The sequence below is a fragment of the Flammeovirga sp. EKP202 genome (genome assembly GCF_014534745.1).
Taxonomy (GTDB): domain Bacteria; phylum Bacteroidota; class Bacteroidia; order Cytophagales; family Flammeovirgaceae; genus Flammeovirga.
The window spans coordinates 1-16694 of the sequence record NZ_JACVVP010000090.1 but is presented as its reverse complement, the minus strand read 5'-3'; the positions used below and the strand labels follow the sequence as shown (position 1 = coordinate 16694).

Here is a 16694-nt window from a genome sequence, read left to right as displayed (position 1 = left end):
AAAAACAGCTTAATTTAGCATCCTTATATTTATACTTTTACCATTCGCAAATTTTTGGTGAGCGAAAGGTCAGTAAAATAAACCTATTTATGCCTTTTTATCACGATTTACAAAAAAGTTATCCGAAGGAAACGGAGTCGAGAGTCATTATTCGTTTTCAAGATTGTGACCCTTTCAGACATTTAAATAACTCTAAGTATTTTGATTATTTCTTCAATGCTAGAGAGGATAGGGTGCCACAATTGTATGGTTATAACACCGCAGACATTTATAAAGAGTTTGGTACAGGCTGGGTGATTTTCAATCATCAAATTTCTTATTTACGACCTGCTGCTGTTGGAGAGTGGGTAAGAATTAAGTCAAGTATCATTCATGTAGATCATAATTCTATAGTGGTAGAATATTATATGATGAATGATGCAAAAACACAACTTAAAACAGTATTGTGGTCTAAAATGAGGTATATTGAGGCAAATACTGGAAAAAGCACCGACCATCAAGAAGCCGTTTTTGAATATTTAGACACGATCCGAAATAAGGATGTGGACATTTCAAAAACTTCTTTTGAAGAAAGAATTACACAATTGAAAGAGAAAATTATTAAATAATCTCTATTCAAAATATTGTAAACTAAGTTATCGTTGATTCTAGTAGTTCACTTTATAAGGAATAAGTGGTTATGTATAGTGGTTCGCGAGGACGTTGCAATGCAATGTCCCTACAGAATTGCATTTTAGACGATAATTATAAAACGCTTTACTCTTGAGCTGTAATCAGACAATCATTTAGTAGTTATTCCCCCGGCCTTGAAGGGAAAAGCGTTAAGAATTTCATGTATTGAGCCGTTAAAAATGATTTTGTTGTTTGAGCTTTAGCGAGTTTAAAATCATTTAGGTGAGAGGAATGGAATTTAGCTTTTGACTTCTAAGCCTAGCTTTTTTTGCTTCGTTTTTTCAGCAATGGAAAAAATGAAGAAGAAGGGAGCTTGAAAGTAAAGCATAGAAAAATTGTAGAAATGGTGATTGATAGTTATCGATCACTTAGCTTAAATGGGGAATCTCGGGTAAGCATTAAAAAAGGTTTTTAACAGCATTGATATGTTGCTAAAAACCTTTTACTTTTTCTAGGCTGAGGTTCTAGTTGTGGTGGCGATGGCATAGGAAATCTCTTTAGTAATTTTATCTAAATCCGATGCACTTGTTTTTAGGTGAGTGAGAATCTCCTTATTGTAGCCATTATCTTGTTCATTGAATAATTCCAATAATCCCATTATTCTACATAGAGGACCTCTTACCTTATGTGAGTTGATATGACAGTATTTTTCAATCGCTTCATTCTGACTCTTCAACATTGCCTTTACAGTTTCTAGCTCATTTGAAATAGGTGAACTTGTCAGATTAGAATGTACCGTTTCAATACTATGATTGATGTTTTGCATAAACATCATAATCTCCCTTTTTAATACATCAATTCGGGCCATTCTAGCTGTAATGCTACTAATAAGTTCCTCATGCGTAAAGGGTTTTGTGAGGTAGTCATCAGCCATTAAATCCATACCTCTTCTGATATCTTGTTTATCACTTTTGGCAGAGAGGAAAATAAAAGGAACACCTACAGCTAATGGATTTCTTCTTAACTCCTGCAAGAAAATATATCCATTCATATGAGGCATCATGATATCACAAAGGATGATATCAGGCATTCTATTTTCAATCATTTCAAGTGCTTCAAGTCCTCCTTGTGCGGCTAATACATTAAAGTCATTAATCTCAAGTAAGTCGATAATACTGTCTAGTAGATTTTTCTCATCATCAATTACTAATACTGTGGTTTCGTTACTCTTCATAAAAAGAATAGTTTTTGGGAAAAACATTTATAGTCAATCTCAACAACAACCCACAGTATTCATAAGTTCCTAATGATGACCAATTAATGTGAATGGAGCCCAATAATATGGACTGAAGTAAAGACCATCTTGGATAAGTTTAATTTTAGCTTTTTGAAGTGAGGTAGAAATGGATTCTCCAGCCGTAATTCCACTATAAAAATGCTTCATTAATAAAGCCGTTGAGTAATCATTGATGTTCCAAAGGGAAACAATAGAATTCTTCGCTCCAGCATATTTTAATGCTCTCGAAAGACCGATTAATCCTTCACCTTTACTTAATTTACCCATTCCAGTTTCGCAAGCAGAGAGCGTCACCAAGTTGACATCTAAATCAAGATTATAAATGTCAGCGGCGTACAGAAGTCCCTCATGACCTTCTTCATCTAATAAATAAATAAAGGATTGATTAGGATGTTCTGAATCTACAAACCCATGTGTTGCAAAGTGGAGGTAGTTGTACGTGTTGACACTATCACTTTTTAGGATGCTTTTTCTAGCATTTGCATAGGTATAGTTTTGAGCATTCCACCCTTTAGTTCTGAATAAAGCACCAATCTCATTGACCTCAGAAAGTGTACCGTATAAGCTACTCAAGATTTCTGTACCCGAACTGTCAGTGAAATTCACTGGAGCCCAACTTGCAAAACTTGGTGTAACTTCTTCTTCTTGAGTAGTTGAAAAGGCAAGAGTGGCCGAGAAATTATAGTTGACGGCAAATTTGTTGACAAGGAAAGGGTATTTATTGAAAGGCAAATTCTTATCCGTCACTTCTTCTGTTAAGAGCAAGTCCATTGGAATATTGTTGATTTGCCCATCCAATAAAAATGTAATCTTATTGATATTGTCAGAAAATGTAAAAGGAAATAAAATTGGTGATAGGTAATTGGTCGACATGATGATGATTTCATCAAAGTTGAATTTCAACCCTGTCTCTAAACTAATGATTTCATCTTTGACATTATCATCAAAAACTTCCGTAAATAACTTGATGCTTCCCTTAGTGATCACAAAAATGTAAAGCAGCTCTTCTTTTTCTGCAATAAAGTAGCTGATCAATGCCTCATTACTTCCTATATTTTCTTGAATTTCACCATAAGAGATATTTTCCTGCTTGTATTTTAGTTCATAATACTTCGGATATTCCTTTTCCAGAGCACTTACATGAGCTTTTAACTCACTTTGAGTTTCAAATAATTGCTCTTCCAACGATTGCACCTCAGAAGGATTACAATTGAGAATCTGTTGTTCCAAAGCACTTACTTCCTCTAATAATAGATTCTCTTTTTCTAATAGAGAAGATGGAATCCCAGAAAAGGATTTCGCATTTGTTTCTTGTATGGATGCTAACAATGTGGCCGCCTTGCTCCACTCTACGAAATTAAAAGCTTCCTTAATCCATTTCTCTGAATTAATAGAGGCTTTAGAAAGTGCTAAACACAATGTGATACCACTTGAATAGATATCATTGGTGACGGCACTTAATCGTATTTTATCAGCATTATTTCTTTGAGTCGTTCTTACATTTTGAATTGTATGATGTGCAAGTTTTAAACCTTCAACACCGACTATTAAATCACTTCGCTTTAGTGTTTTAGTATAATGCAGTTTTTCAAGGGCTTCCGCTTTTTTCTGTAATAACACAATATTGATAAACGGACTAATGAAGTCTTCTCCAGAAGGTTGACCGTTTATATTTGTATCATTAAAATTGGTGTTGTTGGCAATTAATGCTTCTTGGTATAATCGGAGGGCTTCTTTGGTGTTTCCTGCTTCGAAATTGATTTCTCCTTTTTTAAGGAAGATATTTGCAATTTCAGGGTGTTTAGCACCGAAGATGGATTGATATTGAGAAAGTGCCAAGTCATAAAATTCAACGGCTAACTCCGGTTGATTACTTTTTAAATAAGCATCTGCCATGTTTACATAAGCAAACGCTATATTCGGATGTTTTTCACCGTACGTTTTACCCCAAATACTTGCTGCTTTTTCAAAAGAGGAAATTGCTTTATCTAACATAAAGTTCTTTTGAAAGACAATGCCAATATTGATGTAGATCGAAGCCATACTTGGATGGTTTTCTTCAGGGTAGATCTCGTTATAAACCTTTAAGGCTTCTTCGTAATAATATTGTGCTTTATAGGAATCAGTAGCACTATAGACTAACCCTAAATTTAAATTGATATTGGCCGCACCGATTTTGTTATTGGCTTGCTCATTTAGCATCAGTGCTTGTTTGAGGTAGTCAGAGGCTTCGTCAATAGCTCCAAGTTGCCAATAGGCAATACCTGTTAGGGAAAAGTTTTCAATTTTGAGCGTGTTTAAGAGTTGACTTTCCTTAAACTTATTCAATAATAATGTTCCTTCCTCCAGTACTTTTATGGCTTCATTGGGATAACCTTGATTTTGATAAAGGAACCCTTTCGCATTGAGTACTTCAATATAAGTCAGTGAATTTTTATCAATGTTGTCGTCTAAAATTTGGAATGCTTTGGTGTATAAACCTAGTTGTCCAAAGTTTTTTCCCAACCACGCTTTTTGTCTATTCTTTAATGTTTTGGTAGAGGAATTGGGGATTTTATGAAGTAATGCAACCGACTTATCAAAATCACCATATTCATAATAAGAGATGGCACTATCTAGCCATACATTTTGACTGAATAATGAAAAAGGAAGTAGAAGTAAGTAGGTAGTATAAAAAAATAGTTTTTTGTTCATTGTCTTAGAATTGATGTTTCAATAGTAGGTTAAAAACGTAATCTCTCGCTAAACCGTCAGGGTTAAATGGACGTTGTACCGCCGCATATCCAGCTACAGCACCCATACTAAAATAAGGAGAGAAGTTATAACTTCCTTCAACAAGAATATTGAGGGCTAGACCATCTGATCCCTCAAAATCATAATTCCCATTATTAAGGCTTTCCACATAGCCATTTTCTAATTTATAAATAGCCAAAACAGAAGGAGATAGCGACCATTTCGAAGTTCTTAAAGTATATTTAACTCTTCCTGAAACGTCCGCCTTACGATCTAAGTGACGAGTGGCAGGGTACCAATTTTGCATCCATTTATAATTAGGTTGTTCAGACCAATAATCAGGATCGTATTCGTGTTTCGAGGCAGTAGTTAGCGGTTGTTGGTAACCAAAAGAGAAATGCCATGCTTTTGATGAAATCGCAAAACCGAAAAGGGCATCGTACGTCCCCAATGAAGTATTGAAATACATCGGTAACGGTAAACCGTTAAGTGAAATATCAGCATCTGACGTTGGGATTTTACCACCTATTACAGTGGAGATTTGCCATTTGTCAGTTTGCAGCAAAGCATAACTGTAAGCCAACGTAATGTCACCAAGTCCACTAGTTCTTGTCAAAGGACTTTCTTTGATAGCATAATTTGTTTTGATCTGAAAACTATTTCTTCTATTAAGATGATAGTTGACAGCAAGTCCAATACCTCTATCGGTTTGATTGTCTTGATAAAGCTGATAATACAATAGATAATCTACTGTAAATTTATTTTCAAAATACGAGAGGTTCTCTCCATCATTTTCTGGGTTAAGTGCTCCTGTGGTACAAATACCTGCATCACTACAACCTTGAGCGTAAATTAGATTTTGATGGAATAAAAAAAGTGCGAAAACAATTGCAAAAAAATACATCACTGAAAAGAAAGTAAATAAACAATGTTTTTTGATAAGAGAGTTATTAATTTAGTGTTTTGAGCTAACAGAAAAAACACTTATATCCGAAATATATGCCTAATTTCTTGAAATCAATACTTTTTTTGAAGGTCTTTCTTGTGATAAGCACAATTGCAACAGCACAAAAGAAGCATTTTCCCTCTTTTTTTAATGCCTCTATGGAGGATTTACATTGGGTAGACTCGGTTTGGAATTCATTAGAGGAAGAAGAAAAAATAGCACAATTATTTATAGTGCCTCATTATACATCAAACAGTTATGCTGAGGTAGAAGACTTGGTGAAAAAATATAATGTGGGTGGTGTTATCTTCTTTAAAGGCAGAGCTGAAACTCAAATCAATGCCATCAATAAACTGAATAAAGTGGCAAAGACGCCTTTAGTGTATACTTTGGATGCAGAATGGGGTTTGGGGATGCGCTTACCAAAAGACGGTATTTCTTATCCTTATGCTATGACTTTGGGAGCGATTGAAGATGACCAATTAATTTTTGAAATGGGAGTTCAGATGGCTGAACAGTTAAAGAGAGTAGGTGTAGGAGTAAGTTATGGCCCCGTCGTAGATTTAAATAATAATCCTTTAAATCCAGTGATCAACTATAGATCTTTTGGGGAAAATAAAGAAAAAGTAGCCGCAAAAGCAATTCAATACATGCAGGGGCTTCAATCTCAAAAGGTCTTGGCTGTAGGAAAACATTTTCCTGGACACGGTGACACAAGTGTTGACTCTCATAAAGATTTGCCCGTGATACCCCATGATGTGGCAAGATTGGATTCTATGGAGCTATATCCTTATAAAAAATTAATAGAAGCAGGTGTAGGAGGGGTAATGACCGCTCATTTAAGTGTGCCCGTTTGGGACGATCAACCTTCTTCTTTATCCCCAAAAATTGTAAAAGAGGTATTAAGAGATTCATTAGCTTTTAATGGTTTGGTGTTTACAGATGGGATATTGATGAATGCCATTACCAAAAGATTTCAAAAATATGGAGTTGCGGATGCAAAAGCATTAGTAGCCGGAAATGATGTGGTAGAGTTTACCAACCATATTGGTGATGCCATTGATGCTGTGATGGATGAAATTGAAAGAGGGAATTTGTCTTGGGAAGAAATTGACCAAAAAGGTTGGCGTATGTTATTGATGAAGAAATGGACGGGAGCACATCAAGTTACTTCAATTTCTACTGCACGTTTAAAAGAAGATTTACATCCTTTAAAAGCTACTCACTTAATTCAGAATATAGCCGATGAGGCCGTGACACTCTTACAGTATGAAGGAGGATTGCCATTGAAAACCAATAGTGGTAAAATCGCCGTGGTCAATATCGGTACACAAGAATACTCAGAGTTAGCGAACACCTTGAAAGGTCAAGGTTTGGAAGTAACTTCATTTTACTTATCTAAAAATGCCTCGATCAGTGCCGTAAACGCATTAATCAAGAAATTAAAAAATTATAATACTGTCATTAGTCAGTTGTCTGGTTTTTATATGACGCAAGGGGCGAAAGATATTGCTGTCGAATTGGAAAAAGGAAAAGCTTCTCCGGCATTAAAATATCCTTACAAAATCACCTACACCCAGGTGAAATACATTGAAATGGCGAACCTTTTACCTCAACATTTTACTGTAGTTTTGGGTAATGCCTATGTGCTTCGTTCATTCCAAGGTATTGAAAAACAAAACGGTATTATTATCACATATCAAAATTCCAAAGCACTTCGAAATGCCGTAGGGAAAATGGTGGTAGGTAAGATTCAACCCAAAGGAACGTTACCTGTAACAATAGATGCACGATACAAAGAAGGAACTTCTTATAAATCCTTTGAAAATCCCAATATTCAAGCTGTAGAAAGAGAACAGATTTCTACATTGTCCATCCCTAAAATCAATAAAACCGATGTATAAATTATTAGTACTTCCATTTCTTATTTTATTGAATTTCGCTTGTACAGCCGAAACACAACAAAAGGTGGAGCATAAAGTTGAAATTGTACCAGAGATCGTCACTGGAGCGGAGCAAACAGATCAATATTTACCGTACTTGAAAGATAAAAAAGTAGGGGTTTTGGTCAATCAAACCTCCATGATAAAGGAGCAGCATTTAGTGGATTCATTGGTAGCTTTAGGAGTTGATATACAAATGATTTTTGCACCTGAACATGGTTTTAGAGGGAAAGAAGATGCAGGAGCACACGTAAAAGACGCCATCGATCCTTCAACAGGCATTAAGATTTATTCCATTTATGGGAAAAATAAAAGACCCTCTCCAACACTTTTAGAGCAGGTAGATATTGTCATTTTTGATATACAAGATGTAGGTTGTCGTTTTTATACCTATATCAGCTCAATGCATTATATGATGGAAGCTTGTGCAGAGGCAGGGAAAGAAATGTTGGTGTTGGACAGACCGAATCCTAATGGAATGCATATTGACGGTCCAGTTTTAGACCCTAAGTTTAAATCTTTTGTGGGAATGCACAAAATCCCCATCCTTCATGGCTTGACGGTAGGGGAGTTGGCACAAATGATCAATGGAGAGCAATGGTTAAGAAATAAAACCAATTGTGATTTAAAGATAATTCCGGTGAAAAATTATGATCACTCTATGCCTTATAGTTTGCCAATAAAACCATCACCGAACTTGCCTAACGATCAATCCATTTTACTTTATCCTTCCTTATGCTTTTTTGAGGCAACTCCTGTAAGTATTGGAAGAGGTACGGCATTTCCATTTCAAGTGATCGGTTATCCTAATTCAAAATTAGGGGTGTTTGAGTTTACCCCTAAAGCCACTCCAGGTGCGGCATCCAATCCTGTTTTAAAAGACCAATTGTGTTTTGGTGAAGATTTAAGAGCTGTAGCGGAAGGTGGATTACAACTTTCTTACCTGATTGATTGGAATCGAAAATTTAAAACTGCTGAAGGGAAATCAGTGATTTCAAAAAATAAATGGATGGACCTTTTATGCGGAACCGATCAAGTTCGATTGGCTTTGGCAAAAGGAGAGACGGAGTCTGAAATAAAAGTGGCTTGGAAAGAAGGTTTGGATACTTATAAATTGAAGAGAAAGAAATATTTACTCTACAAGGATTAACGGAAGTAAGGGCTTACTTTGATTGCCTCTTCATTTTTTCAAGGTAGAGTTGTTCTACTTTCTCTCTTGCCCAAGGAGTTCTACGTAAGAATTTCAAACTTGATTTAACAGAGGGGTTATTATAAAAGCAGTTGACAGGTATTCTATGATGTAATTGTTCCCAACCGTAATAATCCACTAAATATTCTACAATATCAGAGAGTTTTATTCCGTGAAGGGGATTGTTAGGCTGTTCTTGTTTTGTATTTTCCATTCCACAAAAGTATAAAATATAATTATCGATTGTGCATAAACTAATTTTCGTTAACGATTAAATGGGCTGTAAACTAAATCATCGTTAACTTTCAATCTGTATTTCTACTCGATTTTATAGGACCTACTGTCAAGCTTCCTTCTTCTTCATTTTTGTCTTAACACAAAAAGAAGCAAAAAATTCAAGGCTTTGAAGTCAAAAGCTAAATTTCACTCCTTTCGCCTCAATGATTTTAAACTCGCTTTGCTCAAACAAGAAAATCATTTTTAACGGCTCACTCCATGAAATTCTTCACGCTTTTCCCTTCAAGGCCGATGAAAGAACTACAAAATGAGTATTTGAATTCTCAACTCAATATCCATGGTGCAAATGTTAAGCGAAAGCGTCATTTGTACCCTATAGATCATCAGAAATCTCCTGATTTCTAAATACCATAACTATTTTAAAACTTAGTTTATGATGTGTTAAATGTTCCCTGATAATTTACAAAATTATTATTTTTAAGCATTGCTTCACTAATTATTCATAAACTCTATACAATGAACTTAAATCAAATTACAGTCCCCACTTTAAATGTTCCAGCAGCCATTTCATTTTATCAAAAATTGGGTTTGAAGCTCATTGTACATTCAGATGATCATTATGCCCGTTTTGAATGTGAAAATGGAGCGACTTTTTCCTTACATCTTGTAGATCAACTTCCCCAAGGTGAAGGAACCTATGTTTATTTTGAATGTGATGATTTGGATCAAAAAGTAGAAGAATTAATAGGAAAAGGTATACAGTTTGAAATGATGCCAACGGATCAAAGATGGCTTTGGAGAGAAGCCCGCCTAAAAGACTTGGATGGCAATCGTATCATCTTATTTTTTGCAGGAGAAAATCGATTAAATCCTCCTTGGAAGTTGAAGGAAGAAGTGTAATATCAGTATGTTGTTAGCTAAGTGTTCGTTAACTACCAATTGGTCTTTTTACAAGATTTTATAAGACCTACTTTTAAGCTTCCTTCTTCTTGGTTTTTGTCTTAAAACAAAAAGAAGCAAAAAAGTTAAGGCTGTTTTAGATACTATTAAGCTCTTGCCTGATTACAGTTCAAAAGGCAAGAGTTTTAAGAATATCTTCTAAAATGCAGTTGTGTAGGGTCGTTGTATTGCAACGTCCTTGCGAACCACAATACGCTACCATTTATCTTTTATAAATGAAATTGAGTTAATTAATAAAAGATTAGTTTGCAGTGTATTAAATGCTTATAAAGTAGAGGTTTCAAATAAGCTCTTAGAATATCACAACACCAGCACCTACTGTAAAACCATTGAATCCAACATCTACGATTTTGGTATTAAGATAACCGGCCTTTAAGTAGAAGTTTTTCAAATAGCATTTGAGATCAAAATGAATTTCTTGGAATTTAATGTCTTCATCAAAAGTGCCAAAATGCCAGTTGAAATACAGACTAATAGGTTTTGCAATGAATATCTCAGTACCAATGTTGTAATTGTGACCCGTATAATTTTCATCTAAGGATAACGCAGAAAGTCCACCGCCAATCCACAAGTCAATTTCACTTTCAGAGATCAAATGATAACTCAGATTCATATGATACAGTTCCACCCGGTCTTCTTTGTCATTTATTTTTTCTGTAATCATATTTGTTCTCAAAAGGAAACTAAATTTTGGAGAAGCATTGAATTGAAGTAAGCCATTAAAACCACTGATTTCTTTCGATTCATTGTAATAGTTACCTTCAAGTATTAGTGATGAATGATTTTGCATTTCAACGTTTCTAACATATTTTCCATTGGTTCCATTAGCGTAAGGGTATTTTTGCATTCTCAGTGTAGATAATGTAGTCCTTTCTGGGACTTCTTCTAATTCGCTTTCTCCAGCATAGGCTCTCGATCGATTGGTTGGTTGTGCGGGGTAATTTCCTTCAACATTTGAATTATTGCCCGAAGCCATACTCTTTAGAATATTAAAAATCACTTCGCCAGTAGCATTGTTAACTTCATTGTCGCTGACCTTCTCGTGCGGCTTTTCTTTTTTCTGTTTGACACTCTTTTTGAGCTTGTCAATTTTGCCTTGAGCACAAATAGGATTGGAGAGCATAAAGAGTAATAGAATGATGATGTAGAGTTTCATAAAGTATGTTTTTTTGGTTAACTCTATGACATGTGAACAGAATGAACGGACTATTAAGAAATGGTAAAAAAAGCTTGAAATTGTGAAGAGGAGCGACCTTTGAAATCAAGGTGATTTTTTAAGAAATGGTCGTTTTTATGTTTTAAAAATCATCCTAAATGACCTACAAGGGAGTGATCCGGTGGGGGTGCTTATTTTCAGTCCATAAAAAATGAAAGAAAACTCCAACTTAAATCGTAGAATCATGAACTACAGAAATAAACAAGGGCATTGTAAAACAACGCCCTAGCATATGAAGTTTCTCTCTTCTTTATCAACAAAATCATAAAAAGAAAACATCAGTGTTTGTTATATTGTAAATTAAGTTTTCGAATATTTATGGTGTTAAGAAATCAGGAGATTTCTGCTGATCTTTAGGATACGAATGCCGCTATCACTTAACATTCGCGCCAGTGGACTTTCTACCCAATTCATTTGCTACTTCAAGACCTAGATTTTTTGCTTCGTTTTTCATCAATGGAAAAATGAAGAAGAAGGCAGCTTGAAAGTAGAGCCTATAAATGTGTGGAGAAAGGTTGATTAAAAGTTAACGAAAACTTAGTTTACGATGTATGTATATTTCAGAAAAGAAAAGCTTTTAAAAATGTGATACAATTTCCTTATAATTTGTATCACTGATTTGATAAGGTTGAACAAGGTTAGTGATATAGTCAACATAATCCTCTAGTGCATATATTCCTGCTTCATTACTATTGATGGGTAAGGTAGCTGGCACTTCATTAAACCTGATTTGTACATAATACTTTCCTTCTTGTTCCAATAGCATCCAAGTAAGGTTGGTGGCCATCATAGCATAATCACTAGTTGACCAATCGATATGTAATAAATTATTGGCTTTTCTATTGACATCATTTACATTAAGATAAACCAACAAAGGCAAAGTGGTTTCAGCATGTGCGAAATTAAAATAACCTTGATAGTCTAACTTATTTTCCGAAGCCAATTGTAACTGTTGAGTAAGGTGGAGCATTAAGCCGACAGCATTGGAATAAGAAGTATTTCTTTTAGGGTATCCTGGCCCTTTGGCATAAAATGTTTCAATATCACCTACTTTAGCTAATAATCTTGTTTGTTCATAAGTAAAAATCATAAAGTCAGGACGTTGATTTTCAGGAATGGCAAACGCTATTTTAAAACACTCATAAAGTCCTAATACAATATCCATTCTTGAACGAATAGCCTTTTCGTTTTCACCATCTAAATAATAGACATCATCACGTTCAAACTGTTCTAGAAATTCAGCTTTAAAATATTTTGGGAGAATGGTAGAAGCCAGTTTGTGGTATTGATCAGAGTTTACAATATCATTGATTTGACTGAGCCATAATGCAGAATCTTTGTAAGCCTTGTATTTTGGAGAGACTTTATGAAAACGTAAAAGAGGATCATTACCTTTTTCAAAATTATTAATCTTCCAATTGTTCTTTCCGCCAATATCTACAAGCCCTTTGATAAAAGAAGCCCTAGAATATTGTGTACGAAGCTTATAAGTAGCATTACCGATTATCTTGTTAGATGACTTAAAAAAAGCACTATCCAAGAGGTACATTCTTTGAGCCATCTCATAGTGTTCTTTACGCCCTAATTGTGTCAATCTACCATACCTTCCAAATTGAAGCATGGTCAGTTCTTTCACCTCTTCTAATAATTTTTCACCTTCCTCTGTCAATTGATCTTTATGATCCGCATCGTTCATCAAATTAAACAATGCAATATCTTCATTGGGACCACTCATAAATCGTGATCCATGTCGAGCAACATGTGCAATAAATGAAAGATTGTAATCTTTTGGTAACTCGATATTTTCAATTGGTGCGGTGTAATTTTGTTTTGATCCAAGGTGCCATTTCGTTTCTATCACTAGGGGAGTATCTTCAACTTTTTGACAAGCAATCTGAGTTAGTAAAACGAACGTTGTAATTAATGTTGATTTAAAATAATTAATCATTAGTGTAAGATAGAATTTAATTAGTGACACAAAAATGTAACATTGATGTTACTAAAGCATCATTTGAATGTTAGTTTATAGTTAATAAGTCTTTCAGCGACAATGTTATACTGAATTTACTGAACGATTGATACCCTACAAAGAATTTTCTAAACTATTCTTTTAAATCAATGGGATTATTTTAAAATAATAGAAACTTAGTCCACCATATTATACACTAAGTTTTCATTCACTTTCAATCAGACTTCTTTTATATTTTGTCTTAACACAAAACGAATCAAAAAAGTCAAGGCTTAGAGGCCAAATGCTAAATTCCATTTCTTTCGCTTCGATGATTTTTCTATAGCTACCAAAAACAAAACAGCCCACCTCAAGTCAATGAGATCAGCTGTTTTTCAATGATTGATAAAATTATTTTAGTTTTTACCTCCGCCAAAGTGAATAGCAGTACCCAAACTCAATGTTGAGATGTTATTACTTCCTTGAAGGTTTAAAAATTCCCATTCCATTCTGATTTCAAAGGTATCTCCAAGAAGTACACCTGCACCAAGTCCCCACATAAAAGAGGTACTTTTCTCTAAACTGCTGACTTCTGGGTATCTATTGTCGTATTGGCCAAAGAAAGCACCGGCTTTTGCAAAACCAAACACTGGACCAATATGAACCGTTCCTTTTGCGGCTACATCCCAACCTGTGATAGACGTTTCATAAGGGACATCGTTCGCAACAGTTGAAGCAGTTCCCACACTTCTGTAACCACCTTCAACCCCTAAGAATTTATTACCAATACCACCATATATTTTCCAGCTACCCGTATTGTCGTCTACTTGAAAACTACTGCCATTGATATCGTTTAAGTCTTGATTGATGAAGGAGTTACCACCAGATGCACCAAGATAAAATTGTGCTTGAGCATTCACCGAGAACAACAATAATGTAGCTAATAAAAAGAATAAATTTTTCATGAACTTTTATGATTTAAATTGAAATTATAACCTCTTTAACGGTTTGAATAGGAGATGCTTTATATAAAATTCAACTGTAAATCATTAAAATTCGATTGTATTCATTGTTTTAAGCTAAGAAGAGAACTGATCACTCAATTGTCTATTGGCGATGTCTTTTATTTCCTCAATTTTATGGAGTAAAAGTTGTTGCTTTTCACTGATCACTAAAAATAATGCTTGGACATTTCTCTTTAATTGCGAAAGTACCTCACGTTTCTCCTTTATATCATTGATAACATATTGTATCTGCTCGAGAGCATCTTCATCAATATTAATAGATTTGACTTTATCCTTAATGAAAATATTTTTGGTAATCGTATAATACATCCTTTCTACTTCTTTCAACAATTCTAAATTGGAAGAAGGCATTTCATCATTCAATTTCAAAGCGTTGGAGACAAGGTGATCATTTTCATATAATTTCGTCAACGCTTGCCTATGAATATCAAAATAATTGAAGAGTTGACAACTCCTCACCTTGGTCAGCTCCTCCAACCGCTTCAGTTCTTCACGGACAATGTCAAATTCCTTATACAAGCTTTCTGTTTCAGAAGAAATCAAAAGACCTTCTTCTATTTGAGATTTATGATACCCATTCAACTCTAATAGCTGACGTATCTTGGGTGTATTTAAAGCATTTGAAAAAGTAAAGTGGGCACGTTCTAGAATTTTTCTCTCATTTTTTTTAGCAATTGACATGATTAAGTGGTTTTAAGTTTTGCTTATGCACCACAGATCATCATTGATTTGAAATTCAACTACAAATTAATTTTAAATAGGGGATATGAATGTATATCAAGTATGAATCTTAGAGCAGTGAGAATAAGCTTAGTTTTTGAATAAATTAACTACACTGATGATAATCAATGTGTTGTAAGGTTAGCTGTTTTTTTGGAGAATGTCAAGTATAATGGAAAGCAATTTAATAAATGTGAATTATTCACCTTTAATTTTTATTACTATTCCGTAATTTTTTAATTGTAACATAAAACAAAATTCTTTACCCTGATTTTGAAAGACAAACTTTTGTTTAAAAATATAGAAATACTAGTATGATGGAACCATTCCTAATTGGCAAAAACGCAGCTCAGTATGAAGTATCGTTAAAAGGTGATACTTTCTATTTGAAAAAAGGCCAAAATAATCAAGTTAGAATCATTCCAAAGGGATTAATTGATGAATTATTAAACCTAATTGCACAAAATAAACTTACCGTTGAAGAAATCGGAAATAGGACAATGGATTACAATGGAAAGCACATTGTTGATGAGTTTAATTTAAGTTGGGATAAATATATTTTTGGATATAATAGTAACCTAAAAGATATCTGTCAATATTTTCTGACAAAAGAACAGCCAGAAAGAGCTGTATTACAAGAACCTAAAATAAATAGTATTTCAAAAAAATTAAACGTTGAAATATTTAATAATGACTTAAAGGAAAGTAACCTAAATTTCGAAGAAACACTTACCACCCGCTTCATCTCCTCTCTAATAACAAAACCCTTTGTCCTCCTCTCAGGCCTATCAGGCTCAGGAAAAACCAAACTTACTCAATCTTTTGCAACATGGATTTGTGAAGATAAATCTCAATATGGGATAGTAGCTGTAGGTGCTGATTGGACTAATAGAGAGCCTTTATTGGGGTATCCAAATGCACTAAATTCAACGGAGTATATAAAGCCAGATAATGGAACTTTAGATTTAATTATTAAGGCAAATGAAAATCCGGATAAACCTTATTTTCTTATTTTAGATGAAATGAATTTAAGTCATGTGGAAAGATATTTTGCAGACTTTTTGAGTGCAATGGAATCAAAAGATTCTATTAAACTTCATGCTTCGAATGTCATAGAGGGTGTTCCAGATAGGATTTCTTTACCAAGCAATTTATTAATCATTGGCACTGTAAATATCGACGAAACAACCTATATGTTTAGTCCTAAAGTACTTGACAGAGCCAATGTTATTGAGTTTCGATTGGATGAAATTGATATTGAAAACTTCTTTAATCTTGAGGGTGAAGTTGATATAGAACTTTTAGAGGAAGCAGGAAAGGATTATGCAGCTGATTTTATTAAAAAACTGGAAGATGACTATACAACAGAAACTGAGGATGTAAAGGATATTCTAATCCATTTCTTTAGAGTATTGAAGAAAGTAGGAGCTGAGTTTGGTTACCGTACTGCTGGAGAAATCACAAAACTAACTTCCGTATTAAAATTACTAGATGATTCAATAAGTTTTGATTCTCAAATTGATATTGCAATCATGCAAAAGATGTTACCTAAGTTACACGGTTCAAGAAGAAAGTTAGTTCCTGTTTTATTAGAACTAGGTAAACTTTGTACCAAAAATTCTGCGGATATAGAAGATTTTGAAGACCTATCTAAATTAGAGATAAAGTACCCAATTTCCTTTGAGAAACTTCAAAGAATGTATCAAAATGTGATTGATAACGGGTTTGCTAGTTACGCAGAGGCTTAGACTATGGAAGTAAAACACTTAAATATAGTTTTAGAAAAAGGAGTTTAGTACATGACAAAAAAAGCTAATCAGAGAAAATGTTTAATTTTAAGTTACCACACAAAAAAGTTAAACTCAGCC

At 34.2% G+C, this 16694-nt stretch carries 13 protein-coding genes; 5 read left to right on the top strand and 8 right to left on the bottom strand.

All coding sequences use genetic code 11. From position 1 onward, the window contains the following. Positions 1 to 608 (top strand): acyl-CoA thioesterase (locus IC221_RS28405; RefSeq protein ID WP_367397794.1); only part of this gene is annotated, 608 nt, incomplete at its 5' end. A gap of 515 nt (positions 609 to 1123) precedes the next feature. On the opposite strand, the gene IC221_RS28400 is transcribed toward IC221_RS28405, so the two are convergent. The 3 genes from IC221_RS28400 to IC221_RS28390 all read right to left on the bottom strand — a co-directional run bounded on the left by IC221_RS28400 (position 1124) and on the right by IC221_RS28390 (position 5546). Continuing rightward, positions 1124 to 1846: a response regulator transcription factor gene (locus IC221_RS28400; protein WP_188172180.1), complete on the bottom strand. Its 723-nt coding sequence runs from the start codon at positions 1844 to 1846 to the stop codon at positions 1124 to 1126. A 69-nt stretch (positions 1847 to 1915) separates the two neighbouring features. Further along, entirely contained in the window at positions 1916 to 4603 is a 2688-nt protein-coding gene (locus IC221_RS28395) for a CHAT domain-containing protein (protein ID WP_188172179.1), read from the bottom strand. A 4-nt stretch (positions 4604 to 4607) separates the two neighbouring features. Further along, positions 4608 to 5546, bottom strand: coding sequence for a hypothetical protein (locus IC221_RS28390; protein ID WP_188172178.1), 939 nt, complete (start codon positions 5544 to 5546; stop codon positions 4608 to 4610). Positions 5547 to 5686: 140 nt separating this feature from the next. On the opposite strand from IC221_RS28390, the gene IC221_RS28385 reads away from it, so the two are divergent. Further along, the gene (locus IC221_RS28385; protein WP_188172177.1) at positions 5687 to 7492 is read left to right on the top strand and encodes a glycoside hydrolase family 3 N-terminal domain-containing protein; all 1806 of its coding nucleotides are present in this window, start codon (positions 5687 to 5689) and stop codon (positions 7490 to 7492) included. After that, entirely contained in the window at positions 7485 to 8681 is a 1197-nt protein-coding gene (locus IC221_RS28380; RefSeq protein ID WP_188172176.1) for an exo-beta-N-acetylmuramidase NamZ domain-containing protein, read from the top strand. The genes IC221_RS28385 and IC221_RS28380 overlap by 8 nt, the downstream gene beginning before the upstream one ends. 13 nt (positions 8682 to 8694) lie before the next feature. On the opposite strand, the gene IC221_RS28375 is transcribed toward IC221_RS28380, so the two are convergent. Next, positions 8695 to 8934 (bottom strand): VF530 family DNA-binding protein, encoded by a 240-nt coding sequence (locus IC221_RS28375; RefSeq protein WP_044209297.1) that lies wholly within the window; start codon positions 8932 to 8934, stop codon positions 8695 to 8697. A gap of 539 nt (positions 8935 to 9473) precedes the next feature. On the opposite strand from IC221_RS28375, the gene IC221_RS28370 reads away from it, so the two are divergent. Beyond that, the gene (locus IC221_RS28370; protein ID WP_044209295.1) at positions 9474 to 9857 is read left to right on the top strand and encodes a VOC family protein; all 384 of its coding nucleotides are present in this window, start codon (positions 9474 to 9476) and stop codon (positions 9855 to 9857) included. Between the two features lie 352 nt (positions 9858 to 10209). On the opposite strand, the gene IC221_RS28365 is transcribed toward IC221_RS28370, so the two are convergent. The 4 genes from IC221_RS28365 to IC221_RS28350 form a co-directional block, all read right to left on the bottom strand. Continuing rightward, the gene (locus IC221_RS28365) at positions 10210 to 11073 is read right to left on the bottom strand and encodes a hypothetical protein (RefSeq protein ID WP_188172175.1); all 864 of its coding nucleotides are present in this window, start codon (positions 11071 to 11073) and stop codon (positions 10210 to 10212) included. 637 nt (positions 11074 to 11710) lie between these two features. After that, on the bottom strand, positions 11711 to 13081 hold the full coding sequence (locus tag IC221_RS28360; protein WP_188172174.1) for a histidine-type phosphatase: 1371 nt from the start codon (positions 13079 to 13081) through the stop codon (positions 11711 to 11713). A gap of 416 nt (positions 13082 to 13497) precedes the next feature. Beyond that, on the bottom strand, positions 13498 to 14046 hold the full coding sequence (locus IC221_RS28355) for an outer membrane beta-barrel protein (RefSeq protein ID WP_188172173.1): 549 nt from the start codon (positions 14044 to 14046) through the stop codon (positions 13498 to 13500). 114 nt (positions 14047 to 14160) lie between these two features. Then, on the bottom strand, positions 14161 to 14787 hold the full coding sequence (locus IC221_RS28350) for a hypothetical protein (protein WP_188172172.1): 627 nt from the start codon (positions 14785 to 14787) through the stop codon (positions 14161 to 14163). 353 nt (positions 14788 to 15140) lie between these two features. On the opposite strand from IC221_RS28350, the gene IC221_RS28345 reads away from it, so the two are divergent. Continuing rightward, positions 15141 to 16574: an McrB family protein gene (locus IC221_RS28345; protein ID WP_188172171.1), complete on the top strand. Its 1434-nt coding sequence runs from the start codon at positions 15141 to 15143 to the stop codon at positions 16572 to 16574. Positions 16575 to 16694: the final 120 nt, after the last annotated feature.